We start from the raw sequence: 20,680 nt of genomic DNA, 5'->3' as shown, positions 1-20,680 counted from the left end.
TTTATGCAAAAAACTAACACCATCTGATAATCAGATAATATTAATTTTATTGACGATTTTTAACCCTTCTACTTCGCTCAGGGCAGGTTTACAATTTTTGATTTAAAATGATACAAAGAATTGTAAACGTAAGATCGTAATTCGTTAAACTCTTCTACGTTTTGGTGGGCGACATCCATTATGTGGTAATGGAGTAACATCTATAATTTCTGTTACTTCAATCCCTGCATTGTGGATAGAACGAATAGCAGATTCTCTACCATTTCCAGGTCCCTTAACATAAACCTTTACTTTCTTCAAACCAGCTTCCTGTGCTACAGCAGCAGCATCTTCAGCAGCTAATTGAGCAGCATAAGGTGTGTTTTTCTTAGAACCTCTAAATCCCATCTTACCAGCAGAAGACCATGAAATAACGTCTCCTTTTTTATTGGTAAGCGAAATAATAATGTTATTGAAAGAAGCCGTAACATGTGCTTCTCCAACAGAGTCTACAATAACTTTACGTTTTTTAGTGCTTGTTTTTGCCATATTTTTTTAGTTTCTAGTTGTTAGTTGTTAGTATTAGAATCCTAAACTTTTACATTTCAAACAGATTCCATCTAACGACTAAATACTAATGACTTTTAATTATTTAGTTGCTTTCTTTTTGTTAGCAACTGTTTTTCTTCTACCTTTTCTAGTTCTGGAGTTGTTCTTAGTACGTTGCCCTCTTAATGGAAGACCAGATCTATGACGAATACCTCTGTAACATCCAATATCCATTAATCGCTTAATGTTCAATTGTGTTTCAGAACGTAATTCACCTTCGATTGTATAAGTTCCAACAGCTTCACGAATACCACTAATTTGGTCATCGCTCCAGTCTTGAACTTTAGTACTTTCGTCAACCTTAGCGGCTGCTAAAATTTCTTTTGCTCTACTTCTACCTATTCCATAGATATAAGTTAAAGAGATTACTCCTCTTTTGTTTTTTGGTATGTCTACACCTGCAATTCTTGCCATAATTACCCTTGTCTTTGTTTAAATCTAGGATTCTTTTTGTTTATAACGTAAAGTCTGCCTTTTCTTCGTACGATTTTACAATCCGCACTTCTCTTTTTAAGTGATGCTCTTACTTTCATCGTATTAGTATCTATAAGTTATTCGAGCCTTTGTTAAATCGTAAGGACTCATTTCTAATTTCACTTTATCTCCTGGTAATAATTTAATATAATGCATACGCATTTTACCAGAAATATGTGCTGTCACAATGTGACCATTTTCTAATTCAACACGAAACATAGCATTTGATAATGCTTCTATAATTGTTCCGTCTTGTTCTATTGCTGCCTGTTTTGCCATAGTAGATATATATTAAGCGCTAGCTTTTCTATTTTTACCAGTTTTCATCAAGCCATCATAATGTCTATTTAACAAGTATGAATTTACTTGTTGCATAGTGTCAATTGCAACTCCAACCATGATTAATAATGAGGTTCCTCCAAAAAATAATGCCCAACCTTGTTGTACATCCATAAGCTTAACAATAAACGCTGGGAACACAGCTATAAGTGCTAAAAATATAGATCCCGGTAAGGTTATTTGAGACATAATTTTATCCAGATATTCTGAAGTTTCAGAACCTGGACGAATACCAGGAATAAAACCACCACTACGTTTTAAATCGTCTGCCATTTTATTTGTTGGTACAGTGATCGCTGTATAGAAATATGTAAATACGATTATTAATAAAGCGAAAACAACATTATACCAAAAACCAAACATACTTGCTGGACCAAGATTAGTAACTAACCAGGCTCCTACAGATGAATCTTTTAATAAATCTGTACCACCAATCATACCAGGCACAAACATAATAGCTTGCGCAAATATAATAGGCATTACTCCAGAAGCATTTAGCTTTAATGGAATGTATTGTCTTGAACCTGCCATAGCACTTTTCTCATAACCACCAGAAGCAGTTCTTCTTGCGTATTGTACAGCTATTTTTCTAACAGCCATAACAAGCATGATTGTAACTAAAATAATAACAAACCAAATAACTAATTCAAAAAGAATAAGCATCACGTTGTTACCTTCTAATCTAGTAGCGGCATTTTGAATAAATGACTGAGGCAATGTTGCAATAATACCAACCATGATTAATAATGAGATTCCATTACCAATTCCTTTGTCTGTAATTTTTTCACCTAACCACATAGCAAAAATACAACCAGTGACTAAAATACTTACAGATGAGAAATAGAATAAAGGTCCAGTACCTAATAAAAAGGCACTTTGTGGAACTCCTAAACTTGGTAAACTTGCTAAATAACCTGGTGCTTGCAATAAGCAAATAGCAATCGTTAACCAACGTGTAATTTGATTAACTTTCTTTTGCCCACTAGCTCCTTCTTTTTGCAGTTTTTGCAAATAAGGAATAGCGATACCCATTAATTGTACAACAATAGAAGCAGAAATGTAAGGCATAATACCCAAAGCAAATACAGATGCTCTAGAAAAAGCTCCTCCAGTAAACTGGCTAAGTAGTCCTAATAACCCTGTACTAGTACTGTCTCCTAATGCAGCTAATTGTGCAGCATCAACACCTGGCAACGTCACCTGAGTACCAAAACGATATACTAATAACAGTCCTAGTGTCACTATGATCCTGTTTCTTAGCTCCTCAATTTTCCAAACATTTTTAAGCGATTCTATAAACTTCATACTCTTAATATGGTCTTATAATGTTATTGCTTCTCCTCCAGCTGCTTCAATAGCTGCTTTTGCGGAAGCTGTAAATTTATGTGCAGATACTTTTAATTTTGCTTTTAACTCTCCTCTACCCAAAATCTTAACTAGATCATTTTTTCCGGCTAAACGGTTAGAGAATAAAATTTCAAAGTCTACTGTATCCTTAATTTTTTTATCATCAACTAATTGTTGCAACGTATCTAAATTGATACCTTGATATTCAACACGGTTAATGTTTGTAAAACCAAATTTAGGAACACGTCTTTGAAGTGGCATTTGCCCACCTTCAAATCCTAGTTTTTTAGAATACCCAGAACGAGATTTAGCTCCTTTGTGACCACGCGTAGCAGTACCACCTTTTCCAGAACCTTGTCCTCTACCTATTCTTTTCCCTTGATTTTTTACTGAACCTTCTGCAGGTTTTAAATTACTTAAATCCATTTTCAGTTTTATATTATTTTGCTTCCTCTACAGAAACTAAATGTGAAACTTTAGCAACCATACCTAAGATATTAGGTGTAGCTTCGTGCTCTTTTACTTGACCAATCTTTTTAAGACCAAGAGCTTCTAAAGTTCTTTTTTGTCTTTGCGTACGATTGATTGCGCTTTTAACTTTTTTTACTTTAATCTTTGCCATCTCTGATGTTATTAAGCGTTAAAAACTTGTTCAAGTGAAATACCTCTATCTCTAGCGATTGCATTAGCATCTCTTAATTGTAATAAAGCATCAAACGTTGCTTTTACTACATTATGAGGATTAGAAGATCCTTGAGATTTTGATAATACATCATGTACACCAACAGCCTCAAGAACAGTTCTAACAGCACCACCAGCAATAACTCCTGTACCAGGAGCTGCAGGTATGATGTTTACTCTTGCTCCACCATATTTCCCTTTTTGTTCATGTGGTAAAGTCCCTTTTATAATAGGAATTCTTACTAGATTTTTCTTAGCATCTTCAACTGCTTTTGCAATAGCACTAGCAACATCTTTAGATTTTCCTAAACCTTGTCCTACAACACCAGCTTCATCACCAACTACAACAATTGCTGAAAAACCAAATGCTCTACCACCTTTAGTTACTTTTGTAACTCTTTGTACACCAACTAAACGATCTTTAAGATCTAATCCACCTGGTTTTACTAACTCTGCACTTTTATATTTTTGAAACATAATATTCTAGAATTTAAGTCCTGCTTCTCTAGCTCCTTCAGCTAATGATTTTACTCTACCATGATATAAATAACCACCTCTATCAAAAGCGATTGCTTCTACACCTGCTTTTAAAGCTTTCTCAGCAACTGCCTTTCCTACTAGAGTAGCGATTTCTGATTTATTACCTTTTGCAGAACTAATATCTTTATCTCTTGAAGATGCAGCACTGATAGTTGTACCATTTACGTCATCCACAATTTGAGCATAAATTTCTTTATTACTTCTAAAAACAGTTAATCTCGGTCTAGCTTCTGTACCAGAAACGATCTTACGAATTCTGTTTTTAATCCTTTGTCTTCTTTGATTCTTTGTTAATGCCATAACTATTTTATTAAGCTGATTTACCTGCTTTTCTTCTTATTTCTTCACCAACAAACTTAATTCCTTTTCCTTTGTAAGGTTCAGGTTTTCTAAATCCGCGGATTTTTGCAGCTACTTGACCAACAAGTTGTTTATCGAATGATGTTAACTTTACTAATGGATTCTTTCCTTTTTCTGAAACTGTTTCAACTTTTACTTCTGGAGCAATGTTTAAAACAATATTATGAGAAAAACCTAAAGCTAAATCTAATTTTTGACCTTGATTAGATGCTCTGTAACCTACACCAACCAATTCCAATTCTTTAGTCCATCCTTTAGATACACCTTCGACCATGTTATTCATTAATGATCTATATAAACCGTGTTTAGCTTTTTGTTCTTTAGAGTCAGAAGAACGTGTTACTAAAACGTTTCCATCTTCAACTTTAATCTCTACAGTATCGAACTCTTGGGTTAACTCTCCCAATTTCCCTTTTACTGTAACTACGTTATCCTTTACTTCTACTGTAACTCCTTCTGGAATTGCAACTGGGTTATTTCCTATTCTTGACATTTCTTTCTCCCTTTTAGATTAGTAAACGTAACATAACACTTCGCCACCTACATTATCTCTTTTGGCTTGTTTACCAGTCATTACTCCATGAGAAGTTGAAACGATGGCAATACCAAGACCATTAAGGATTCTAGGTAATTCTTTAGAACCAGCATACTTACGTAAACCTGGTTTACTAATTCTTTGAAGTTTCTTAATTACAGGTTCTTTAGTTTCTTTGTTGTACTTAAGTGCTATTTTAATAGTCCCTTGTACTGAAGAATCATCAAACTTGTAGCTTAAAATATATCCTTGTTCGAATAATATTTTAGTGATGTCCTTTTTTAAGTTAGATGCAGGAATCTCAACCACTCTATGGTTAGCTCGTATTGCATTTCTAACTCTCGTAAGATAATCCGATATTGGATCTGTATACATATTTATTAATTTGCGGTAGTGGTTTTCAAAAGAACCCTTCTTTTGAACCTAAAACCAATTTATAATTCTTTTTTTACCAACTTGCTTTTCTAACACCAGGTATTAATCCTTGGTTAGCCATTTCTCTAAATGTTACACGAGAAATTCCAAAGTTTCTCATATACCCCTTAGGTCTTCCTGTTAATTTGCATCTGTTGTGCATACGAATAGGAGAAGCGTTTTTAGGTAACTTCTGTAATGCTTCATAATCTCCAGCTTCTTTTAAAGCTTTACGTTTCTCTGCATATTTAGCTACTGTTTTTGCTCTTTTAACCTCACGGGCTTTCATTGATTCTTTAGCCATAACTTAGTTCTTTTTAAAAGGTAACCCTAGTTCTGTTAATAATGATTTTGCTTCTTTATCTGTATCAGCAGATGTTACAAATGTAATATCCATTCCAGAAATTTTATTAACCTTATCAATGTTAATTTCTGGGAATATTATTTGCTCAGTAACTCCTAAATTGTAGTTACCTCTACCATCAAATCCAGTTGCTTTTATACCATTAAAGTCTCTTACACGCGGTAACGCAGAAGTAACTAAACGGTCTAAGAATTCATACATTCTTTCTCCACGTAAAGTAACTTTAGCGCCAATTGGCATCCCTTTACGTAATTTGAATGATGCAACATCCTTTTTAGATAATGTTGATATAGCTTTTTGTCCAGATATAGTAGTTAATTCTTCTACTGCATAGTCGATTAACTTTTTGTCTGCTACTGCTGCTCCAACTCCTTTAGATATTACGATCTTTTTAAGTACTGGAACTTGCATAACATTCTTATATCCAAATTCTTCGGTAAGAGCTGCAATTACTCTGCTTTTATACTCTTCTTTAAGTCTAGGTGAATATGCCATAACTATATTACTTCATTAGATTTTGTTGAAAATCTTACTTTCTTATCGCCTTCTACTCTATAACCTACTCTAGTTGTTTCTCCGTTTGAAGTTAACAATGATAAGTTTGAAATATGAATAGGAGCCTCTTTTTCTACGATTCCTCCTTGAGGACTTTGTGCACTTGGTTTAGTATGTTTCTTAACCATGTTAACACCCTCAACAATCGCTTTGTTCTTGTCTATTAATACCTTTTGTACTTTACCTTCAGATCCTTTATGATCTCCAGCAATTACTTTTACAGTATCTCCAGTTTTTATTTTAAGCTTTGTCATCTTAAATTGATGTATTAAAGCACCTCTGGTGCTAATGATACAATTTTCATGAATTGTTTATCACGAAGTTCTCTAGCAACAGGACCAAATACACGTGTTCCTCTCATTTCACCCGTTGGGTTTAATAAAACACAAGCATTATCGTCGAATCTAATATAAGATCCATCAGGTCTTCTTACTTCCTTTTTAGTACGAACAACAACTGCAGTTGAAACAGCACCTTTTTTAATGTTTCCATTAGGTGTTGCATCTTTAACAGAAACAACTATTTTGTCTCCTACAGAAGCGTATCTTCTCTTAGTACCACCTAGAACACGTATTGTTAATACTTCTTTTGCTCCAGTGTTATCTGCTACCTTTAATCTTGATTCTTGCTGTACCATAATTATTTAGCTCTTTCTATGATTTCAACTAATCTCCAACATTTAGATTTACTTAAAGGTCTTGTTTCCATGATCTTTACAGTATCTCCAATATTACAATCGTTTGTTTCGTCGTGTGCAACATATTTTTTTGTTTTTAACACGAACTTACCATACATAGGGTGCTTTACTTTTTTAACTTCTGCAACAACTATTGATTTTTGCATTTTGTTACTAGTAACAACTCCTATACGTTCTTTTCTTAAATTTCTTGTTTCCATCTTTCAGCAGAATTATTGTAATTCTCTTTTAGTTAATTCTGTCGCAATTCTAGCTACTGTACGTCTAATACTACGTAACTGAATTGGATTTTCTAAAGGAGATATTGCATGAGCCATTTTTAGGTCTGAATAACTTTTTTTAGTCTCACCAAGTTTCTCTTGTAACTCAGCTGTAGATAATTCTTTAATTTCTGATTGTTTCATAATATCAAATAAATTATGCTTCGTAATCGCGAGCAATTAAAAACTTAGTTTTTACTGGTAGCTTTTGCGCTGCTAAACGTAATGCTTCTTTAGCAACATCTAACGGCACACCTCCAATTTCAAATAAAACACGACCTGGTCTACAAACGGCTACCCAATATTCAACGGCACCTTTACCTTTACCCATACGTACTTCAAGAGGCTTTTTTGTGATAGGCTTGTCTGGAAATATTTTAATCCAAAGTTGTCCTTCTCTTTTCATGTAACGTGTAGCGGCAATACGAGCTGCTTCAATTTGACGTGACGTTATAAAAGTTGCGTCTAATGCTTTTATTCCAAAAGTACCGTAAGAAAGTTGGTGCCCTCTTCCAGAGAGACCTTTCATACGTCCTTTTTGTTGCTTACGAAATTTTGTTCTTTTAGGCTGTAACATTTTTTCTTTACTTTATAAAAAATTACTTTCTACGACGAGGGTTAGATTTATTTCCGCCACGTCCTCCTGCTCCACCTTTTCCTTGCTTTTTGGACAAACCAACTAGCGGAGAAAGTTCTCTTTTACCATATACTTCACCTTTCATGATCCATACTTTAACACCCAATCTACCATAAGTAGTGTGCGCCTCAACTAAAGCATAATCAATATCAGCTCTGAAGGTAGATAAAGGAATACGTCCTTCTTTGTAGTGTTCAGAACGTGCCATTTCAGCACCATTTAAACGACCACTAATTTGGATTTTAATCCCTTCTGCATTCATACGCATAGTAGCAGCGATAGCCATTTTTATTGCACGTCTGTATGAAATTCTATTTTCAATCTGACGAGCAATACTAGATCCTACTAAAAATGCATCAAGTTCAGGTCTTTTAATTTCAAAGATGTTAATCTGAACTTCTTTTCCAGTAATTTTTTTAAGCTCTTCTTTTAACTTGTCTACCTCTTGTCCACCTTTCCCGATAATAATACCTGGTCTTGCAGTAGTGATAGTAACGGTTACAAGTTTTAAAGTTCTTTCAATAATTACTCTACTTACACTAGCTTTAGATAAACGTGCATGAACGTATTTTCTAATTTTATCGTCTTCGGCAAGCTTATCTCCATAATCATTACCTCCGTACCAGTTAGATTCCCATCCTCTGATAATTCCTAAGCGATTCCCGATTGGATTTGTTTTTTGTCCCATATCTATCTTAGCTTTGTGTATTATTGTTTGCTCCAACTACGATTGTTACGTGGTTTGAACGTTTTCTAATTCTGTGCGCACGTCCTTGTGGTGCTGGACGTAATCTTTTTAACATAGATCCGCTATCAACTTTAATCTCCTTTACTACCAATCCAGCCTCTTCTATATTAGCTTCTTCATTTTTAGATTGCCAGTTTGCAATTGCAGACAACAACAATTTCTCTAAACGACCAGAAGCTTCTTTTTGGTTGAATTTTAAGATATTAAGTGCATGTTCTACCTTTTCACCTCTTACTAAATCGGCTACTAAACGCATTTTTCTCGGTGATGTAGGACAGTTATTAAGTTTAGCAAAAGCAACGTGCTTTTTTGCTTCCTTAATAGCGTCTGCCATTTGTTTTTTACGACTTCCCATAGCTTACTACTTTTTACCTTTATTTTTAGCACCAGCGTGTCCACGGAATGAACGTGTTGGTGAAAATTCTCCTAACTTATGACCTACCATGTTTTCTGTTACATAAACAGGTACAAATTGACGGCCATTGTGTACTGCGATTGTTTGTCCAACAAAATCTGGAGTAATCATACTAGCTCTTGACCAAGTTTTGATTACTGTTTTCTTGTTAGATTCAACATTAACAGCTACTTTCTTCTCTAATTTATAATGAACGTAAGGTCCTTTTTTTAATGATCTTGCCATGTCTTATTTCTTTCTACGTTCTACAATATATTTATTACTTGCTTTAGTCTTAGAACGTGTTCTATATCCTTTAGCTGGAATACCGTTTCTTGAACGAGGGTGTCCTCCTGAAGATTTACCTTCACCACCACCCATTGGGTGATCGACTGGATTCATAACTACCGGTCTAGTACGTGGTCTTCTTCCTAACCATCTTGTTCTACCTGCTTTACCACCAACTAATAATTGATGATCAGAATTAGAAACAACACCTATAGTAGCCATACAGTTAACAAGAATTAACCTTGTTTCACCTGAAGGTAATTTAATAGTAGCAAATTTACCATCTCTTGCCATTAACTGTGCAAAAGCACCAGCACTACGAGCCATAACAGCTCCTTGTCCTGGACGTAACTCTACACAAGAAATAATAGTTCCTAATGGAATTTCACTTAATGGCATTGCATTTCCGATTTCCGGAGCAACTTCTTCTAAACCAGAAACCACATTTTGCCCAACTTGTAATCCATTTTGAGCAATAATATATCTCTTTTCTCCATCTTGATAATTCAATAATGCGATAAAAGCGGTTCTGTTTGGATCATATTCGATAGACTTAACTTCTGCTGGAATTCCAGCTTTGTCACGTTTAAAATCGATAATACGATACTTTTTCTTATGACCTCCACCTATATAGCGCATGGTCATTTTTCCTTGACTGTTTCTACCACCAGACCTTTTATTCGGAACGAGTAAACTCTTTTCCGGCTTATCAGTAGTTATGGCGTCAAATCCATTTACTACTCTAAATCGCTGTCCTGGTGTGATTGGTTTTAATTTTCTTACTGACATTGTTGTCTAATTACATGTTACTGTATAAATCAATCATTTCACCTTCCGCCAGTTGTACAATTGCTTTTTTAACAGCATTTGTTTTACCATGTTGAATACCTGTTTTTGTAAAACGGGTTCTTCTATCTGGACGGACATTTATAGTACGAACTTTTTCAACAGAAACACCATAAGCAGCTTCCACCGCTTTTTTAATTTCTACCTTGTTCGCCTTTGTCTTCACCGCGAAAGTATAGCAATTTCTTAACTCGCTATCTGCAGTCGCTTTTTCTGTGATTATAGGTTTAATTAAGATACTCATCTGTTTCTTATTTACTTAAGTTTGTTTCAATTCCTTCTAAGGCACCTTCTAAAAGCACGACTTGATTTGCATTTAAAATCTTGTAAGTACTTAATTCCGAGGAAGTTATAACCTCTGAACCTTTTAAATTGCGCGATGACAAATATACGTTATTATTTGACCCACCCAACACAAACAGAGATTTTTTGTTTTCAAGTTCTAACGCTTTTAAAACCGCTGTAAAGTTTTTCGTTTTTGGAGCATCAAAATTAAAGTCTTCTAAAACTGTAATTGACTTTTCTCCTGCTTTGATACTTAATGCAGATTTACGCGCTAAACGCTTAACGTTTTTATTAAGTTTGAAGTTATAATTTCTTGGTCTTGGACCGAACATACGACCTCCTCCTTTAAATATACCAGACTTAATACTACCTGCTCTTGCTGTACCAGTTCCTTTTTGCTTTTTAATCTTACGTGTACTTCCAGTAATCTCACCTCTTTCTTTAGATTTGTGAGTTCCTTGACGTTGGTTTGCTAAATATTGTTTAACATCCAAATATACAGCGTGATTATTAGGCTCAATAGCGAACACATCTTTAGAAAGGTCTGCCTTTCTTCCTGTGTCTTTTCCGTTTATATCTAAAACTGCTACTTTCATTATTTTCTAATAATTACATAAGCGTTTTTGTGTCCAGGTACACACCCTTTCACAACTAGTAGATTCTTTTCAGCAACTACTTTTAAAACTCTTAAATTTTGAACTTTTATTGTGTCACCACCCATTCTTCCGGCCATTTTCATGCCTTTAAAAACTCTTGCAGGGTAAGATGCAGCTCCAATTGATCCTGGCGCTCTTAAACGGTTATGTTGACCGTGAGTCGCTTGACCTACACCACCAAAACCATGACGTTTTACAACACCTTGAAATCCTTTACCTTTAGATGTTCCTGCCACATCAACAAATTCACCTTCAGCGAAATGTTCAACAGTGATTGCATCTCCTAATTTGTACTCCTCATCAAAACCTTTGAATTCAACAACTTTGCGTTTTACAGAAGTACCCGCTTTTTTAGCATGACCTAAGTCAGCTTTAGTAGCGCTTTTTTCTGTCGCGTCATCGAAACCAAGTTGGATAGCTTCATAGCCATCAACTTCTTCGGTTCTGACTTGGGTAACGATACATGGTCCAGCTTCGATAACTGTACAAGGAACATTCTTTCCGTTGTCATCAAAGATGCTGGTCATACCGATTTTTTTTCCAATTAACCCAGACATATTTATTATTTATTAATTATTGTTATTTCGTTGAAACAGCTTTCAACATTACTTATTTAAAAAAATTCAGGGACAAAATACGTTTCGTCCCTGAAATGTATTTTTCCGTTTTTCCCGCGACCGCATCGGTGGGACATTTTCATTTCCGTGAAAACGGAAATCTTATACTTCTAATCTCTTAACCTTTAATGAGATTCCCACCTTCGTGGGAATGGAAATTAAACCTTAATTTCCACCTCAACACCACTTGGTAATTCAAGTTTCATTAACGCATCAATTGTTTTTGATGACGAAGAGTAAATATCTAATAATCTCTTATAAGAGCTTAATTGAAATTGTTCTCTTGATTTCTTGTTTACGTGTGGAGAACGTAATACAGTGAAAATTTTCTTGTGTGTTGGTAAAGGAATTGGTCCAGTTACAACAGCACCAGTACTTTTTACTGTTTTTACAATCTTATCAGCAGACTTGTCTACTAAGTTATGATCGTAAGACTTTAATTTTATTCTAATTTTTTGACTCATTTTCTTAACTTTTAAGATTGTTCTCCTTTAGCTGCTTTGATAACTTCTTCAGATATATTTGAAGGAGTTTCAGCGTAGTGTGAAAATTCCATTGTTGATGTTGCACGGCCTGAAGACAATGTTCTTAATGTTGTAACATATCCAAACATTTCAGATAATGGTACAGTTGCTTTTACAGTTTTTGCACCAGCTCTATCACCCATATCACTTACTTGTCCTCTTCTTCTATTTAAATCGCCTACAATATCACCCATATTTTCTTCAGGAGTAATTACCTCAAGTTTCATTATAGGCTCCATAACAACTGCTTTTGCAGCTTTTGCAGCATTTTTAAATCCAATCTTTGCAGCTAATTCGAAAGATAATTGATCAGAATCCACATCATGGTAAGATCCATCTTTCAATGTTACTTTCATAGCATCAATTTCATATCCTGCTAAAGGTCCGTTAACCATTGCCATTTTAAATCCTTTTTCAATTGAAGGGATAAATTCTTTAGGAACGTTACCACCTTTAATTGTTGAAATAAATTCAAGACCAGTTTTACCTTCTTCAGCTGGCTCAACCGTAAATACGATATCGGCAAATTTACCACGACCACCAGATTGTTTCTTATAAACTTCTCTATGATCAGCCGCTTGTGTAATAGCTTCTTTGTATTCAACTTGTGGTTGACCTTGATTAACCTCAACTTTGAATTCTCGTTTTAAACGATCAACGATGACATCTAAGTGAAGCTCACCCATTCCAGAAATAATAGTCTGTCCTGAAGCTTCATCTGAACGTACAGTAAATGTAGGATCTTCTTCAGCTAGCTTAGCTAAGCCCATACCTAGTTTATCAACGTCTGCTTTAGTCTTAGGCTCAACCGCAATACCAATTACTGGATCAGGGAAGTCCATAGATTCTAAAACAATAGGATGCTTTTCTGATGAAAGTGTATCTCCTGTTTTAATAGATTTAAATCCAACAGCAGCTCCAATATCTCCAGCTTCTATAAAATCAATCGCATTTTGCTTGTTAGCATGCATTTGATAGATACGAGAAATACGTTCTTTTTTGCCTGACCGGTTATTTAACACGTAAGAACCAGCATCTAAACGACCCGAATACGCTCTAAAGAATGCTAAACGTCCCACAAAAGGATCGGTAGCAATTTTAAATGCTAAAGCTGCAAATGGCTCCTTTACATCAGGCTTACGTAGAATTTCTTCTCCAGAACTTGGATCTGTACCTATAATACCTTCTTTATCTGTTGGAGAAGGTAAATAACGACATACAGCATCTAATAAAAACTGAACACCTTTATTTTTAAATGCAGAACCACAAATCATTGGAATGATTGCCATATCCATCACAGCAGCTCTAAGTGCAGCATGCACTTCTTCTTCTGTAATAGAATCTTCATCTTCCATGAATTTCTCTAAAAGATTCTCGTCATAACCAGCAACTTCTTCAATAAGTAGTGCACGATATTTACGAGCTTCTTCTTTCAATTCATCTGGAATCTCAACAACATCAAAAGTTGCCCCTTGAGTTTCATCATGCCAAACAATAGCTCTGTTTTTAACTAAATCTATAATACCTTTAAAATCTATTTCGTCACCAATGTTTAAAACGATTGGCACCGCATTAGATTTCAACATATCTTTTACTTGTTGACAAACACCTAAAAAGTTAGATCCCTGACGGTCCATTTTATTAACGAAACCAATTCTAGGCACTTTATAGTTATCTGCTAGTCTCCAGTTAGTTTCAGATTGTGGCTCAACACCATCAACTGCACTAAATAAGAATACTAAACCATCAAGCACACGTAATGAACGATTTACCTCAACTGTAAAATCTACGTGACCCGGTGTGTCAATTATATTAAAGTGATACCCTTTAGTATCTGGAGTTGGCTTTCCGTTTTCAATTGGAAATTCCCACTCACAAGTTGTAGCTGCAGAAGTAATTGTAATACCTCTTTCTTGCTCTTGCTCCATCCAGTCCATTGTAGCAGCACCATCATGTACTTCTCCAATTTTATGAGACACCCCTGTATAATAAAGAATACGCTCTGTAGTAGTAGTTTTTCCTGCATCAATGTGAGCAGCAATACCTATATTTCTAGTGAATTTTAAATCTCTTGCCATGTCGTATTAAAATCTAAAGTGAGAGAATGCTTTGTTTGCTTCTGCCATTTTGTGAGTATCGACTCTTTTCTTAACGGCTGCTCCTTCTTCCTTAGCTGCTGCTAAAATTTCTGAAGCTAAACGATTAGCCATAGATTTTTCGTTTCTTTTACGAGCATAGCTAATTAGCCATTTCATTGCTGTAGAAACTTTACGATCTGGACGAATCTGCATTGGAATTTGGAATGTTGCACCACCAACACGACGACTACGTACTTCTACGTGAGGCATCACATTTGATAAAGCATCTTTCCAAGTTTCTAAAGCTGTTTTTTCTTCGTCAGTTTTTTTCGAATCTACAATATCAATAGCATCGTAGAATACTTTAAAAGCGACAGACTTCTTTCCATCCCACATCATCATATTAACGAAACGAGTTACTAACTGATCGTTAAAACGTGGATCCGGTAAAAGCGGTCTCTTTTTTGCTGCTCTTTTTCTCATGTCTTCTTCTTAAAGTTTTAAATTACTTCTTAGGGCGTTTTGCACCATACTTAGATCTACGTTGTGTTCTACCTGAAACACCTGCGGTGTCTAAAGCACCACGAACGATGTGATATCTAACTCCTGGTAAATCTTTTACCCTTCCACCTCTAACCAATACTATCGAGTGCTCTTGTAGATTATGTCCTTCTCCACCAATGTATGCATTAACCTCGTTACCGTTTGTTAAACGAACCCTTGCTACCTTACGCATTGCTGAGTTTGGTTTTTTAGGAGTTGTCGTGTAAACACGAGTACACACACCACGTCTTTGCGGACAAGAATCTAAAGCAGCCGATTTACTCTTCTTGGTTATTTTGGCTCTTCCTGTTCTTACTAATTGTGAAATTGTTGGCATATATATTATATATAAATTTTAAAATCCTCTTTTAAGAGGGCTGCAAAGGTAGAAATTAAAATCAATAATTCAAACCCTAAATCATTAATTTTCATATCGTAATGAATTTTTAATTTTCATAGGATACTTAACCGCTCTATTTCATTAATTACTTGCCTCATCTTATTCTTAAAACAAGCTTAATTATTCATCCTTTTTTTCATAAAAAACATAAAACGTTTTTAATAGAATTAAAAAATATCTTATCTACTATATTATAAGTCTAGGTTTTCCGTTAGATTTACACAATAAACAGCTAGCTATACAGTGAAAAAAACTTCTTTTTTACTCCTTATTATATATATACTTTTCTCTTCAGTTCTGTTTTGCCAAAATTTACACTTTAAAATTGATGGCAATACCAAACATGAGACAAACATAATAGATTCTTTAAGCTACACAAAAACTCATGCAAATTACAATTCTATTAAACATGAGCTAGACTCTATTCAAAAAAGACTTTTTAAAATAGGATACATTGAAAATAAGTTAAAAGAAATTATTAAAATAAATGATTCATCATTCGAAACTAAAATCCATTTAAAAAAGAAATTCAATACCATACATATATATTACGATAAAACTAAAATTAAGCGTTCCCTTTTAGAATCCATTTCGAAAAACATTTTTGATGACTATTTTGAATTAGAATTTAGCAAAATCGAAAACACTTTAAATTTTATTAATTCTAAAATTTCAAATGAGGGATTACCTTTTTCAAAACTACGTCTGTCTAATATTAAAGTTAAGGACACATCTAATTTATCAGCAAATTTGATAATTGAATCAGAAATAAGAAAAAGAGTTATTAGTGATATCGTAATTAAGGGCTATGAAAAATTTCCACGTTCTTACCTAAAACACTATTTGAAAATAAAACCGTCTCAAGTTTTTAACTTAAGCAAAATTAAAAGTAAGACGAGTCAGCTAAACAATTTAAAGTTTGCCAACGAGATAAAACCTCCTGAAGTTTTATTCTCTAAAGACTCAACAACTTTGTATTTATATCTTGAAAAAGCAAAAAGTAATTCTTTTGATGGTTTTTTAGGATTTGGAACCAATGAAGAAACCAACCAATTAGAATTCGACGGTTTCCTTAATTTAAACTTAACCAACAATTTAAACTTTGGCGAATCATTTAAACTACTATACAAAAGTGATGAAAATGATCAAAAAACATTTCAAGCTGATTTAACACTTCCTTATTTATTTAAATCTCCTATTGGATTGGATTTTGGTTTACGAATTTTTAAAAAGGATTCATCTTTTACAACCGTAAACCAAGCATTAAAACTACATTATCAAATAAATTCGAAGCATAAAATTTACGCAGGGCTTCTTTCTACAGAGTCAAATAATTTGCTAACAGAAAATACATCTTTAACTATTTCAGATTACAAAACTCAATATTACACCTTAGCCTACGAGTTTACTAAAGCACAAGCATACAATTTGCTTTTTCCTTTAAACTCTAAACTATACCTAGAAACAAATTTTGGAGAAAGAAAAGCATTAAATACACAAGAAAAGCAGACTCATCTTGCTATTGATGCTTTTAAGATCTTTTATTTAAATAGAAAGAACAGTGTGTTTTTAAGACTAAACGGTGCTTCTTTAAATTCTAACACGTATTTCGAAAATGAGTTACTCAGGTTTGGCGGCATAAATTCTATCAGAGGGTTTGAAGAGAATAGTTTATTTTCTTCTTTATTCGGTTTAATTAACACAGAATACAGATATCAACTTAACAATTCCATTTATGTACATTCTATTATAGATGCTGCTTATTTTGAAAATGACATTTTAAATACCAAAGAAAAACTTTTCGGTTACGGATTTGGTTTTGGTATTCTTACTCAAGCTGGACTATTTCGGTTTAACTACGCGAATGGTAAAAGTGAAAATCAAAAATTTAAGCTTTCCAATTCTAAAATACATATAAGTTTAATAGCAAATTTCTAACTATTATTGTGGTTTCTTAATATGTTGGTGGTTTCAGGCAATAGCGGCAAACCAATGCTGATGTTCAACAACTAAAGATATTTATTCCGCTACAAAAAGAAACTCGTCTAAAATTATTTTAAATCATAATAAATTCATTTATAAGAACAATTTATTTGAATTAGAAAAGTAGTCTCTTTTACTTTTAAAAAAGAAGGAAATAAGCTTATGTTTTTTCACTTTTTTCTTAAAATTTCTCGTTAAAAGGTAAATTTTAACCATTATTTATTGTTTTATTAACTTTTTATTATGATTTTTGGCATTGACTAATTCAAATAATTATAAAATGAAAACAAAGTTTAGTGGAATTCTAACGCTATTACTAGCGTTTGTCGTGCAGCTTACGTTTGCACAAGAAAAGACAATTTCAGGTACAGTTTCAGATGATTCTGGTTTGCCGTTGCCTGGAGCAACTGTCTTAGTTAAAGGTACTAGTTCTGGTACATCTTCAGATTTCGATGGAAAATATTCAATTAAAGCTAGTCAGGGAGACATCCTTGTATTTAGCTTCGTAGGATATACGACTACGGAAGCTCCTGTTGGCAGTTCTAATACAGTTAATGTAACATTACAAGAAGATGCAGAATCTCTAGAAGAGGTTGTTGTAACTGCTTTTGGTAAGGCCAAACAAAAAAGATCTCTTGGTTATGCTGCAACTTCTGTTTCTGGAGAACAGTTAACAGAGGTAGCAACACTTAACCCATTTGAAAGTTTATCTGGTAAAATAGCTGGTGCAGATATAACAGCTCCAAATCAACCTGGTGCCTCTACAAAAATAATTCTAAGGGGTTTCAGTTCTTTGAGTGGTAACGGTCCTTTATATGTAATTGATGGTACACCAATATCTTCAGCTTCAAATACTGGTAGTGTTACTGGATTAGATACTGATGTTAATAGATCTTTTGATGGTGGTACCAACATTAATGACTTAGATGCTAATGCTATTGCAAGTATAAATGTCCTTAAAGGGGGTGCTGCAACAGCCCTATATGGTTCTAGAGCACAAGGTGGTGCTATCATTATTACAACTAAAAAAGGACAAGCTGGACAAAAAGTAAAAGTAGAAGTGAATAGTTCTGTTGACTTTTTAGAAGTTGCCAGAATCCCTCATTTACAGCAAAAATTCGGTCAGGGTTGGAATGGTGTAGATTATTCCGGTCTTCCAGCTGGAGGGACAGGTGCTACTAATGAAAATGGTTCTTGGGGACCTATATTTAATGGACAGCCTCGTCTTTGGGGTCAAGTAGTTGATAATACTCAGCAATTTAAAATATATGAAAACCTAGAAGATAACATCAAAGACTTCTATGACATTGGTAATACATTCACAAACTCAGTTCGTCTAAGTGGTGGTGGAGAAAAAACGGACTTCTCTATTATATTCACAAGAGTAGACACAGATGGTATCATCCCTACTGATGCGGATGCTTTAAAAAGAAATACTATCAGTTTAAATACTGGTATTTCTGGTGAAAAATTTAGACTTCGTGTTAATGGTAATTATGCCCAAACAAGACAAAATGCTGTAAATACAGGACAGGGTGATGGCGCAGGTGAAGGAGAAACTTTTATGCAAGAGTTAATTCAAATCCCTAGAGGTGTCAGTGTGCTAGATTTAAGAGATTATACTAATAATCCTTTTAATAACAACGATAATTTCTATACGCCATATTCAAGAAACCCATGGTGGCTTCTTAACGAAAATGCAACGGTTATAAATCGTGAGCGTTTTTACGGAAATGTTAATTTCTCTTACGATATAACACCTAATTTAGTTGGTACGATTCAAATTGGTGCTGATGTAAATAATGGTAAACGTCATAGCCATGGAGCCGTAATTAACTACACTCCTGGTTCTCCAAATGCATTATTGGGAGCAAGTACTGTTGTTGGTGGTGTAACTGAAAGAACAAACGAAACTAGACGTTATGAATCTTTTATGACATTTGATTACAATACTGCTTTAAGTGAAGACTTCGGATTAGAAGCGTCTCTTGGGGGATCTATTAATAATAGTGCTTCAAGTTTTTTACAAGTTAGAGTAACCAATTTAGATATCCCTAATTTTTATGAAATTTCTAACTCAGCAGTGCTTCCTGTAACTCGTCAAAACGATAATTTATCTAGAAATTATTCAGTTTTTGGTGCAGCGACATTATCATATAAAGAGCGTATTTATTTAAACTTAACAGCAAGAAACGAATGGACGTCTACTTTAGCGATAGGCAATAACTCTTTTTTCTACCCTTCGGCTAATTTAAGTGCGATTGTTTTAGATAATGGGGAACATTTCTTAAAAGCACGTGGTGGTTATGCATCTCTTGCTAATGGAGCTGCTTTATATTTAACAGAAAGTTCTGCGACACAGGGTGTTGCAGGTGCTTATTTTGGATCTATTGATTTCCCTTTTGCTGGCTTAAACTCGTTTGAAATTGGTAGAACTCTAGGTAATATAGGAATTGAGCCTGAATTTACTGATGAATATGAAATAGGTCTTGAAGGTCGATTTTTTAATAATAGAGTTACAGCAGATCTTGCTTACTATAGCAAATCAACTGATGGTGCTATTATACAACAACAACTTCCTAACTCTACGGGGTATAGAGAAATATTTGGTAACTTTTTAGATATTGAAAATAAAGGTATTGAAGTAGCTCTTGGATTTGTACCAATTAGAACGGATGACTTTAGTTGGAATATTAACTATACGTTTACAAAAAACGAAAATGAGGTTACGGATCTTCCAGATGGATTAGATAAATTATTAGTAAATAGTGCTTTTGGTGTGAATTACTATGCTATTGAAGGGCAGCCTTTAGGCGTTTTCCAAGCACGTGTTCCACAAACCAATGCAGCTGGTCAGATTATTGTAGACCCTAATACTGGGATTCCATTACAATCTACAGAAGAACAAACCATTGGTAATTCACAAAGAGATTTTGTAATGGGGCTTCAAAATACTATCAGATACAAAAATTTCAGATTATCATTTGGATTTGATTGGAAAGAAGGTGGTGAAATGTACTCTTATACATCTAGACTTTTAGGATTTACTGGTAATTCTATTGCAACTACATATAACGATAGAAACACATTTATTGTTCCTAACTCAGTTATTGATGATGGTGTTTACAATCCTGACGGTTCTGTTGTAACAGCTCCTACATATCCAGAAAACACAACACCTATAACTTTTGATGCTGTTACTGGTTTTTATAGTGCAAGTAATAACCCAAGTACAGAAGCTGAAAATCATGTAATAGATAAAACATTTATAAGGTTACGTGATTTATCTTTATCTTATAACTTCCCTGAAAGTATTATTGGAAAATCAGGATTAAGCTCTTTATCTTTGAGCTTTTATGGTAGAAACTTAATGCTATGGACTCCTGACGAAAATCCTTATGTAGATCCGGAAGTGACTTCTTTTGGAGGTAATGATATAGAAACTGAATTTGGTGAATTTGGAGGAAACCCTGCCCAAAGAACGTACGGAGTTGCATTAAAAATGTCATTCTAATAATTAAAAAAAT

The 20,680-nt window shown here is 34.2% G+C and carries 31 protein-coding genes; 2 read left to right on the top strand and 29 right to left on the bottom strand.

The genetic code is table 11. The annotated features are described in order from the left end of the window. Positions 1–144: 144 nt before the first annotated feature. The 29 genes from rpsK to rpsL all read right to left on the bottom strand — a co-directional run bounded on the left by rpsK (position 145) and on the right by rpsL (position 15,107). Positions 145–528 carry a 30S ribosomal protein S11 gene (gene rpsK / locus Q4Q39_RS01295; protein ID WP_135877609.1) on the bottom strand — a complete coding sequence of 128 codons (384 nt, stop codon included), beginning with the start codon at positions 526–528 and terminating at the stop codon, positions 145–147. A 99-nt stretch (positions 529–627) separates the two neighbouring features. Next, positions 628–1,002, bottom strand: a complete 375-nt coding sequence (gene rpsM, locus Q4Q39_RS01290) for a 30S ribosomal protein S13 (RefSeq protein WP_303280554.1) — start codon at positions 1,000–1,002, stop codon at positions 628–630. 2 nt (positions 1,003–1,004) lie between these two features. Next, a complete protein-coding gene (gene ykgO, locus Q4Q39_RS01285) occupies positions 1,005–1,121 on the bottom strand; it encodes a type B 50S ribosomal protein L36 (RefSeq protein ID WP_010181906.1) in 117 nt (38 codons plus the stop codon). A gap of 4 nt (positions 1,122–1,125) precedes the next feature. Beyond that, positions 1,126–1,341: a translation initiation factor IF-1 gene (gene infA / locus Q4Q39_RS01280; protein ID WP_007094967.1), complete on the bottom strand. Its 216-nt coding sequence runs from the start codon at positions 1,339–1,341 to the stop codon at positions 1,126–1,128. A gap of 12 nt (positions 1,342–1,353) precedes the next feature. Beyond that, positions 1,354–2,706, bottom strand: coding sequence for a preprotein translocase subunit SecY (gene secY, locus Q4Q39_RS01275; RefSeq protein WP_303280553.1), 1,353 nt, complete (start codon positions 2,704–2,706; stop codon positions 1,354–1,356). A 15-nt stretch (positions 2,707–2,721) separates the two neighbouring features. After that, the gene (gene rplO / locus Q4Q39_RS01270; protein WP_303280552.1) at positions 2,722–3,174 is read right to left on the bottom strand and encodes a 50S ribosomal protein L15; all 453 of its coding nucleotides are present in this window, start codon (positions 3,172–3,174) and stop codon (positions 2,722–2,724) included. Positions 3,175–3,187: 13 nt separating this feature from the next. After that, positions 3,188–3,370: a 50S ribosomal protein L30 gene (gene rpmD / locus Q4Q39_RS01265; RefSeq protein WP_303280551.1), complete on the bottom strand. Its 183-nt coding sequence runs from the start codon at positions 3,368–3,370 to the stop codon at positions 3,188–3,190. An 11-nt stretch (positions 3,371–3,381) separates the two neighbouring features. After that, complete coding sequence (rpsE, locus tag Q4Q39_RS01260; protein ID WP_135877605.1) at positions 3,382–3,906, bottom strand: 30S ribosomal protein S5; 525 nt, start codon at positions 3,904–3,906, stop codon at positions 3,382–3,384. 6 nt (positions 3,907–3,912) lie between these two features. Next, positions 3,913–4,269 (bottom strand): 50S ribosomal protein L18, encoded by a 357-nt coding sequence (gene rplR, locus Q4Q39_RS01255; RefSeq protein ID WP_303280550.1) that lies wholly within the window; start codon positions 4,267–4,269, stop codon positions 3,913–3,915. Positions 4,270–4,279: 10 nt separating this feature from the next. Beyond that, positions 4,280–4,822, bottom strand: a complete 543-nt coding sequence (gene rplF, locus Q4Q39_RS01250; RefSeq protein WP_303280549.1) for a 50S ribosomal protein L6 — start codon at positions 4,820–4,822, stop codon at positions 4,280–4,282. 18 nt (positions 4,823–4,840) lie between these two features. Then, positions 4,841–5,239: a 30S ribosomal protein S8 gene (gene rpsH / locus Q4Q39_RS01245; protein WP_303280548.1), complete on the bottom strand. Its 399-nt coding sequence runs from the start codon at positions 5,237–5,239 to the stop codon at positions 4,841–4,843. Positions 5,240–5,312: 73 nt separating this feature from the next. Next, positions 5,313–5,582, bottom strand: a complete 270-nt coding sequence (rpsN, locus tag Q4Q39_RS01240; RefSeq protein ID WP_135877601.1) for a 30S ribosomal protein S14 — start codon at positions 5,580–5,582, stop codon at positions 5,313–5,315. A 3-nt stretch (positions 5,583–5,585) separates the two neighbouring features. After that, positions 5,586–6,137: a 50S ribosomal protein L5 gene (gene rplE / locus Q4Q39_RS01235; RefSeq protein ID WP_135877600.1), complete on the bottom strand. Its 552-nt coding sequence runs from the start codon at positions 6,135–6,137 to the stop codon at positions 5,586–5,588. 2 nt (positions 6,138–6,139) lie between these two features. Then, a complete protein-coding gene (gene rplX, locus Q4Q39_RS01230; protein ID WP_135877599.1) occupies positions 6,140–6,451 on the bottom strand; it encodes a 50S ribosomal protein L24 in 312 nt (103 codons plus the stop codon). A 14-nt stretch (positions 6,452–6,465) separates the two neighbouring features. Further along, on the bottom strand, positions 6,466–6,834 hold the full coding sequence (gene rplN / locus Q4Q39_RS01225) for a 50S ribosomal protein L14 (protein ID WP_019386277.1): 369 nt from the start codon (positions 6,832–6,834) through the stop codon (positions 6,466–6,468). Between the two features lie 2 nt (positions 6,835–6,836). Beyond that, the gene (gene rpsQ / locus Q4Q39_RS01220) at positions 6,837–7,094 is read right to left on the bottom strand and encodes a 30S ribosomal protein S17 (protein ID WP_072399584.1); all 258 of its coding nucleotides are present in this window, start codon (positions 7,092–7,094) and stop codon (positions 6,837–6,839) included. Between the two features lie 12 nt (positions 7,095–7,106). Continuing rightward, positions 7,107–7,298, bottom strand: a complete 192-nt coding sequence (rpmC, locus tag Q4Q39_RS01215; RefSeq protein ID WP_274184815.1) for a 50S ribosomal protein L29 — start codon at positions 7,296–7,298, stop codon at positions 7,107–7,109. A gap of 13 nt (positions 7,299–7,311) precedes the next feature. Further along, entirely contained in the window at positions 7,312–7,731 is a 420-nt protein-coding gene (gene rplP / locus Q4Q39_RS01210) for a 50S ribosomal protein L16 (protein WP_303280547.1), read from the bottom strand. 22 nt (positions 7,732–7,753) lie between these two features. Then, the gene (rpsC, locus tag Q4Q39_RS01205; RefSeq protein ID WP_068602672.1) at positions 7,754–8,479 is read right to left on the bottom strand and encodes a 30S ribosomal protein S3; all 726 of its coding nucleotides are present in this window, start codon (positions 8,477–8,479) and stop codon (positions 7,754–7,756) included. 7 nt (positions 8,480–8,486) lie between these two features. Further along, positions 8,487–8,894 carry a 50S ribosomal protein L22 gene (gene rplV / locus Q4Q39_RS01200; protein ID WP_303280546.1) on the bottom strand — a complete coding sequence of 136 codons (408 nt, stop codon included), beginning with the start codon at positions 8,892–8,894 and terminating at the stop codon, positions 8,487–8,489. Between the two features lie 6 nt (positions 8,895–8,900). Then, positions 8,901–9,179 carry a 30S ribosomal protein S19 gene (gene rpsS, locus Q4Q39_RS01195; RefSeq protein WP_042499126.1) on the bottom strand — a complete coding sequence of 93 codons (279 nt, stop codon included), beginning with the start codon at positions 9,177–9,179 and terminating at the stop codon, positions 8,901–8,903. A 3-nt stretch (positions 9,180–9,182) separates the two neighbouring features. Next, positions 9,183–10,010, bottom strand: a complete 828-nt coding sequence (gene rplB / locus Q4Q39_RS01190) for a 50S ribosomal protein L2 (RefSeq protein WP_303280545.1) — start codon at positions 10,008–10,010, stop codon at positions 9,183–9,185. A 10-nt stretch (positions 10,011–10,020) separates the two neighbouring features. Continuing rightward, positions 10,021–10,311, bottom strand: coding sequence for a 50S ribosomal protein L23 (gene rplW, locus Q4Q39_RS01185; protein WP_135877593.1), 291 nt, complete (start codon positions 10,309–10,311; stop codon positions 10,021–10,023). A 7-nt stretch (positions 10,312–10,318) separates the two neighbouring features. Further along, a complete protein-coding gene (gene rplD / locus Q4Q39_RS01180; RefSeq protein ID WP_303280544.1) occupies positions 10,319–10,948 on the bottom strand; it encodes a 50S ribosomal protein L4 in 630 nt (209 codons plus the stop codon). Next, positions 10,948–11,565: a 50S ribosomal protein L3 gene (gene rplC, locus Q4Q39_RS01175; protein ID WP_303280543.1), complete on the bottom strand. Its 618-nt coding sequence runs from the start codon at positions 11,563–11,565 to the stop codon at positions 10,948–10,950. The genes rplD and rplC overlap by 1 nt, the downstream gene beginning before the upstream one ends. Before the next feature lie 218 nt (positions 11,566–11,783). Continuing rightward, positions 11,784–12,089 carry a 30S ribosomal protein S10 gene (rpsJ, locus tag Q4Q39_RS01170; protein ID WP_007650482.1) on the bottom strand — a complete coding sequence of 102 codons (306 nt, stop codon included), beginning with the start codon at positions 12,087–12,089 and terminating at the stop codon, positions 11,784–11,786. Positions 12,090–12,100: 11 nt separating this feature from the next. Then, positions 12,101–14,227, bottom strand: coding sequence for an elongation factor G (gene fusA, locus Q4Q39_RS01165; RefSeq protein ID WP_303280542.1), 2,127 nt, complete (start codon positions 14,225–14,227; stop codon positions 12,101–12,103). Between the two features lie 6 nt (positions 14,228–14,233). Beyond that, positions 14,234–14,710 carry a 30S ribosomal protein S7 gene (rpsG, locus tag Q4Q39_RS01160; RefSeq protein ID WP_135877589.1) on the bottom strand — a complete coding sequence of 159 codons (477 nt, stop codon included), beginning with the start codon at positions 14,708–14,710 and terminating at the stop codon, positions 14,234–14,236. Positions 14,711–14,732: 22 nt separating this feature from the next. After that, positions 14,733–15,107, bottom strand: coding sequence for a 30S ribosomal protein S12 (gene rpsL / locus Q4Q39_RS01155; protein WP_102756994.1), 375 nt, complete (start codon positions 15,105–15,107; stop codon positions 14,733–14,735). Between the two features lie 306 nt (positions 15,108–15,413). Between rpsL and Q4Q39_RS01150 the strand changes: the two genes are divergently transcribed. Together Q4Q39_RS01150 and Q4Q39_RS01145 are read left to right on the top strand one after the other, a co-directional pair. Beyond that, the gene (locus Q4Q39_RS01150; RefSeq protein WP_303280541.1) at positions 15,414–17,108 is read left to right on the top strand and encodes a POTRA domain-containing protein; all 1,695 of its coding nucleotides are present in this window, start codon (positions 15,414–15,416) and stop codon (positions 17,106–17,108) included. Positions 17,109–17,433: 325 nt separating this feature from the next. After that, positions 17,434–20,667 (top strand): SusC/RagA family TonB-linked outer membrane protein, encoded by a 3,234-nt coding sequence (locus Q4Q39_RS01145; RefSeq protein ID WP_303280540.1) that lies wholly within the window; start codon positions 17,434–17,436, stop codon positions 20,665–20,667. Positions 20,668–20,680 lie beyond the last annotated feature (13 nt).

The sequence above is a fragment of the Flavivirga amylovorans genome, from assembly GCF_030540875.1.
Classification (GTDB): Bacteria; Bacteroidota; Bacteroidia; order Flavobacteriales; family Flavobacteriaceae; genus Flavivirga; species Flavivirga amylovorans.
This window is presented reverse-complemented; position numbering and strand designations above follow the sequence as displayed.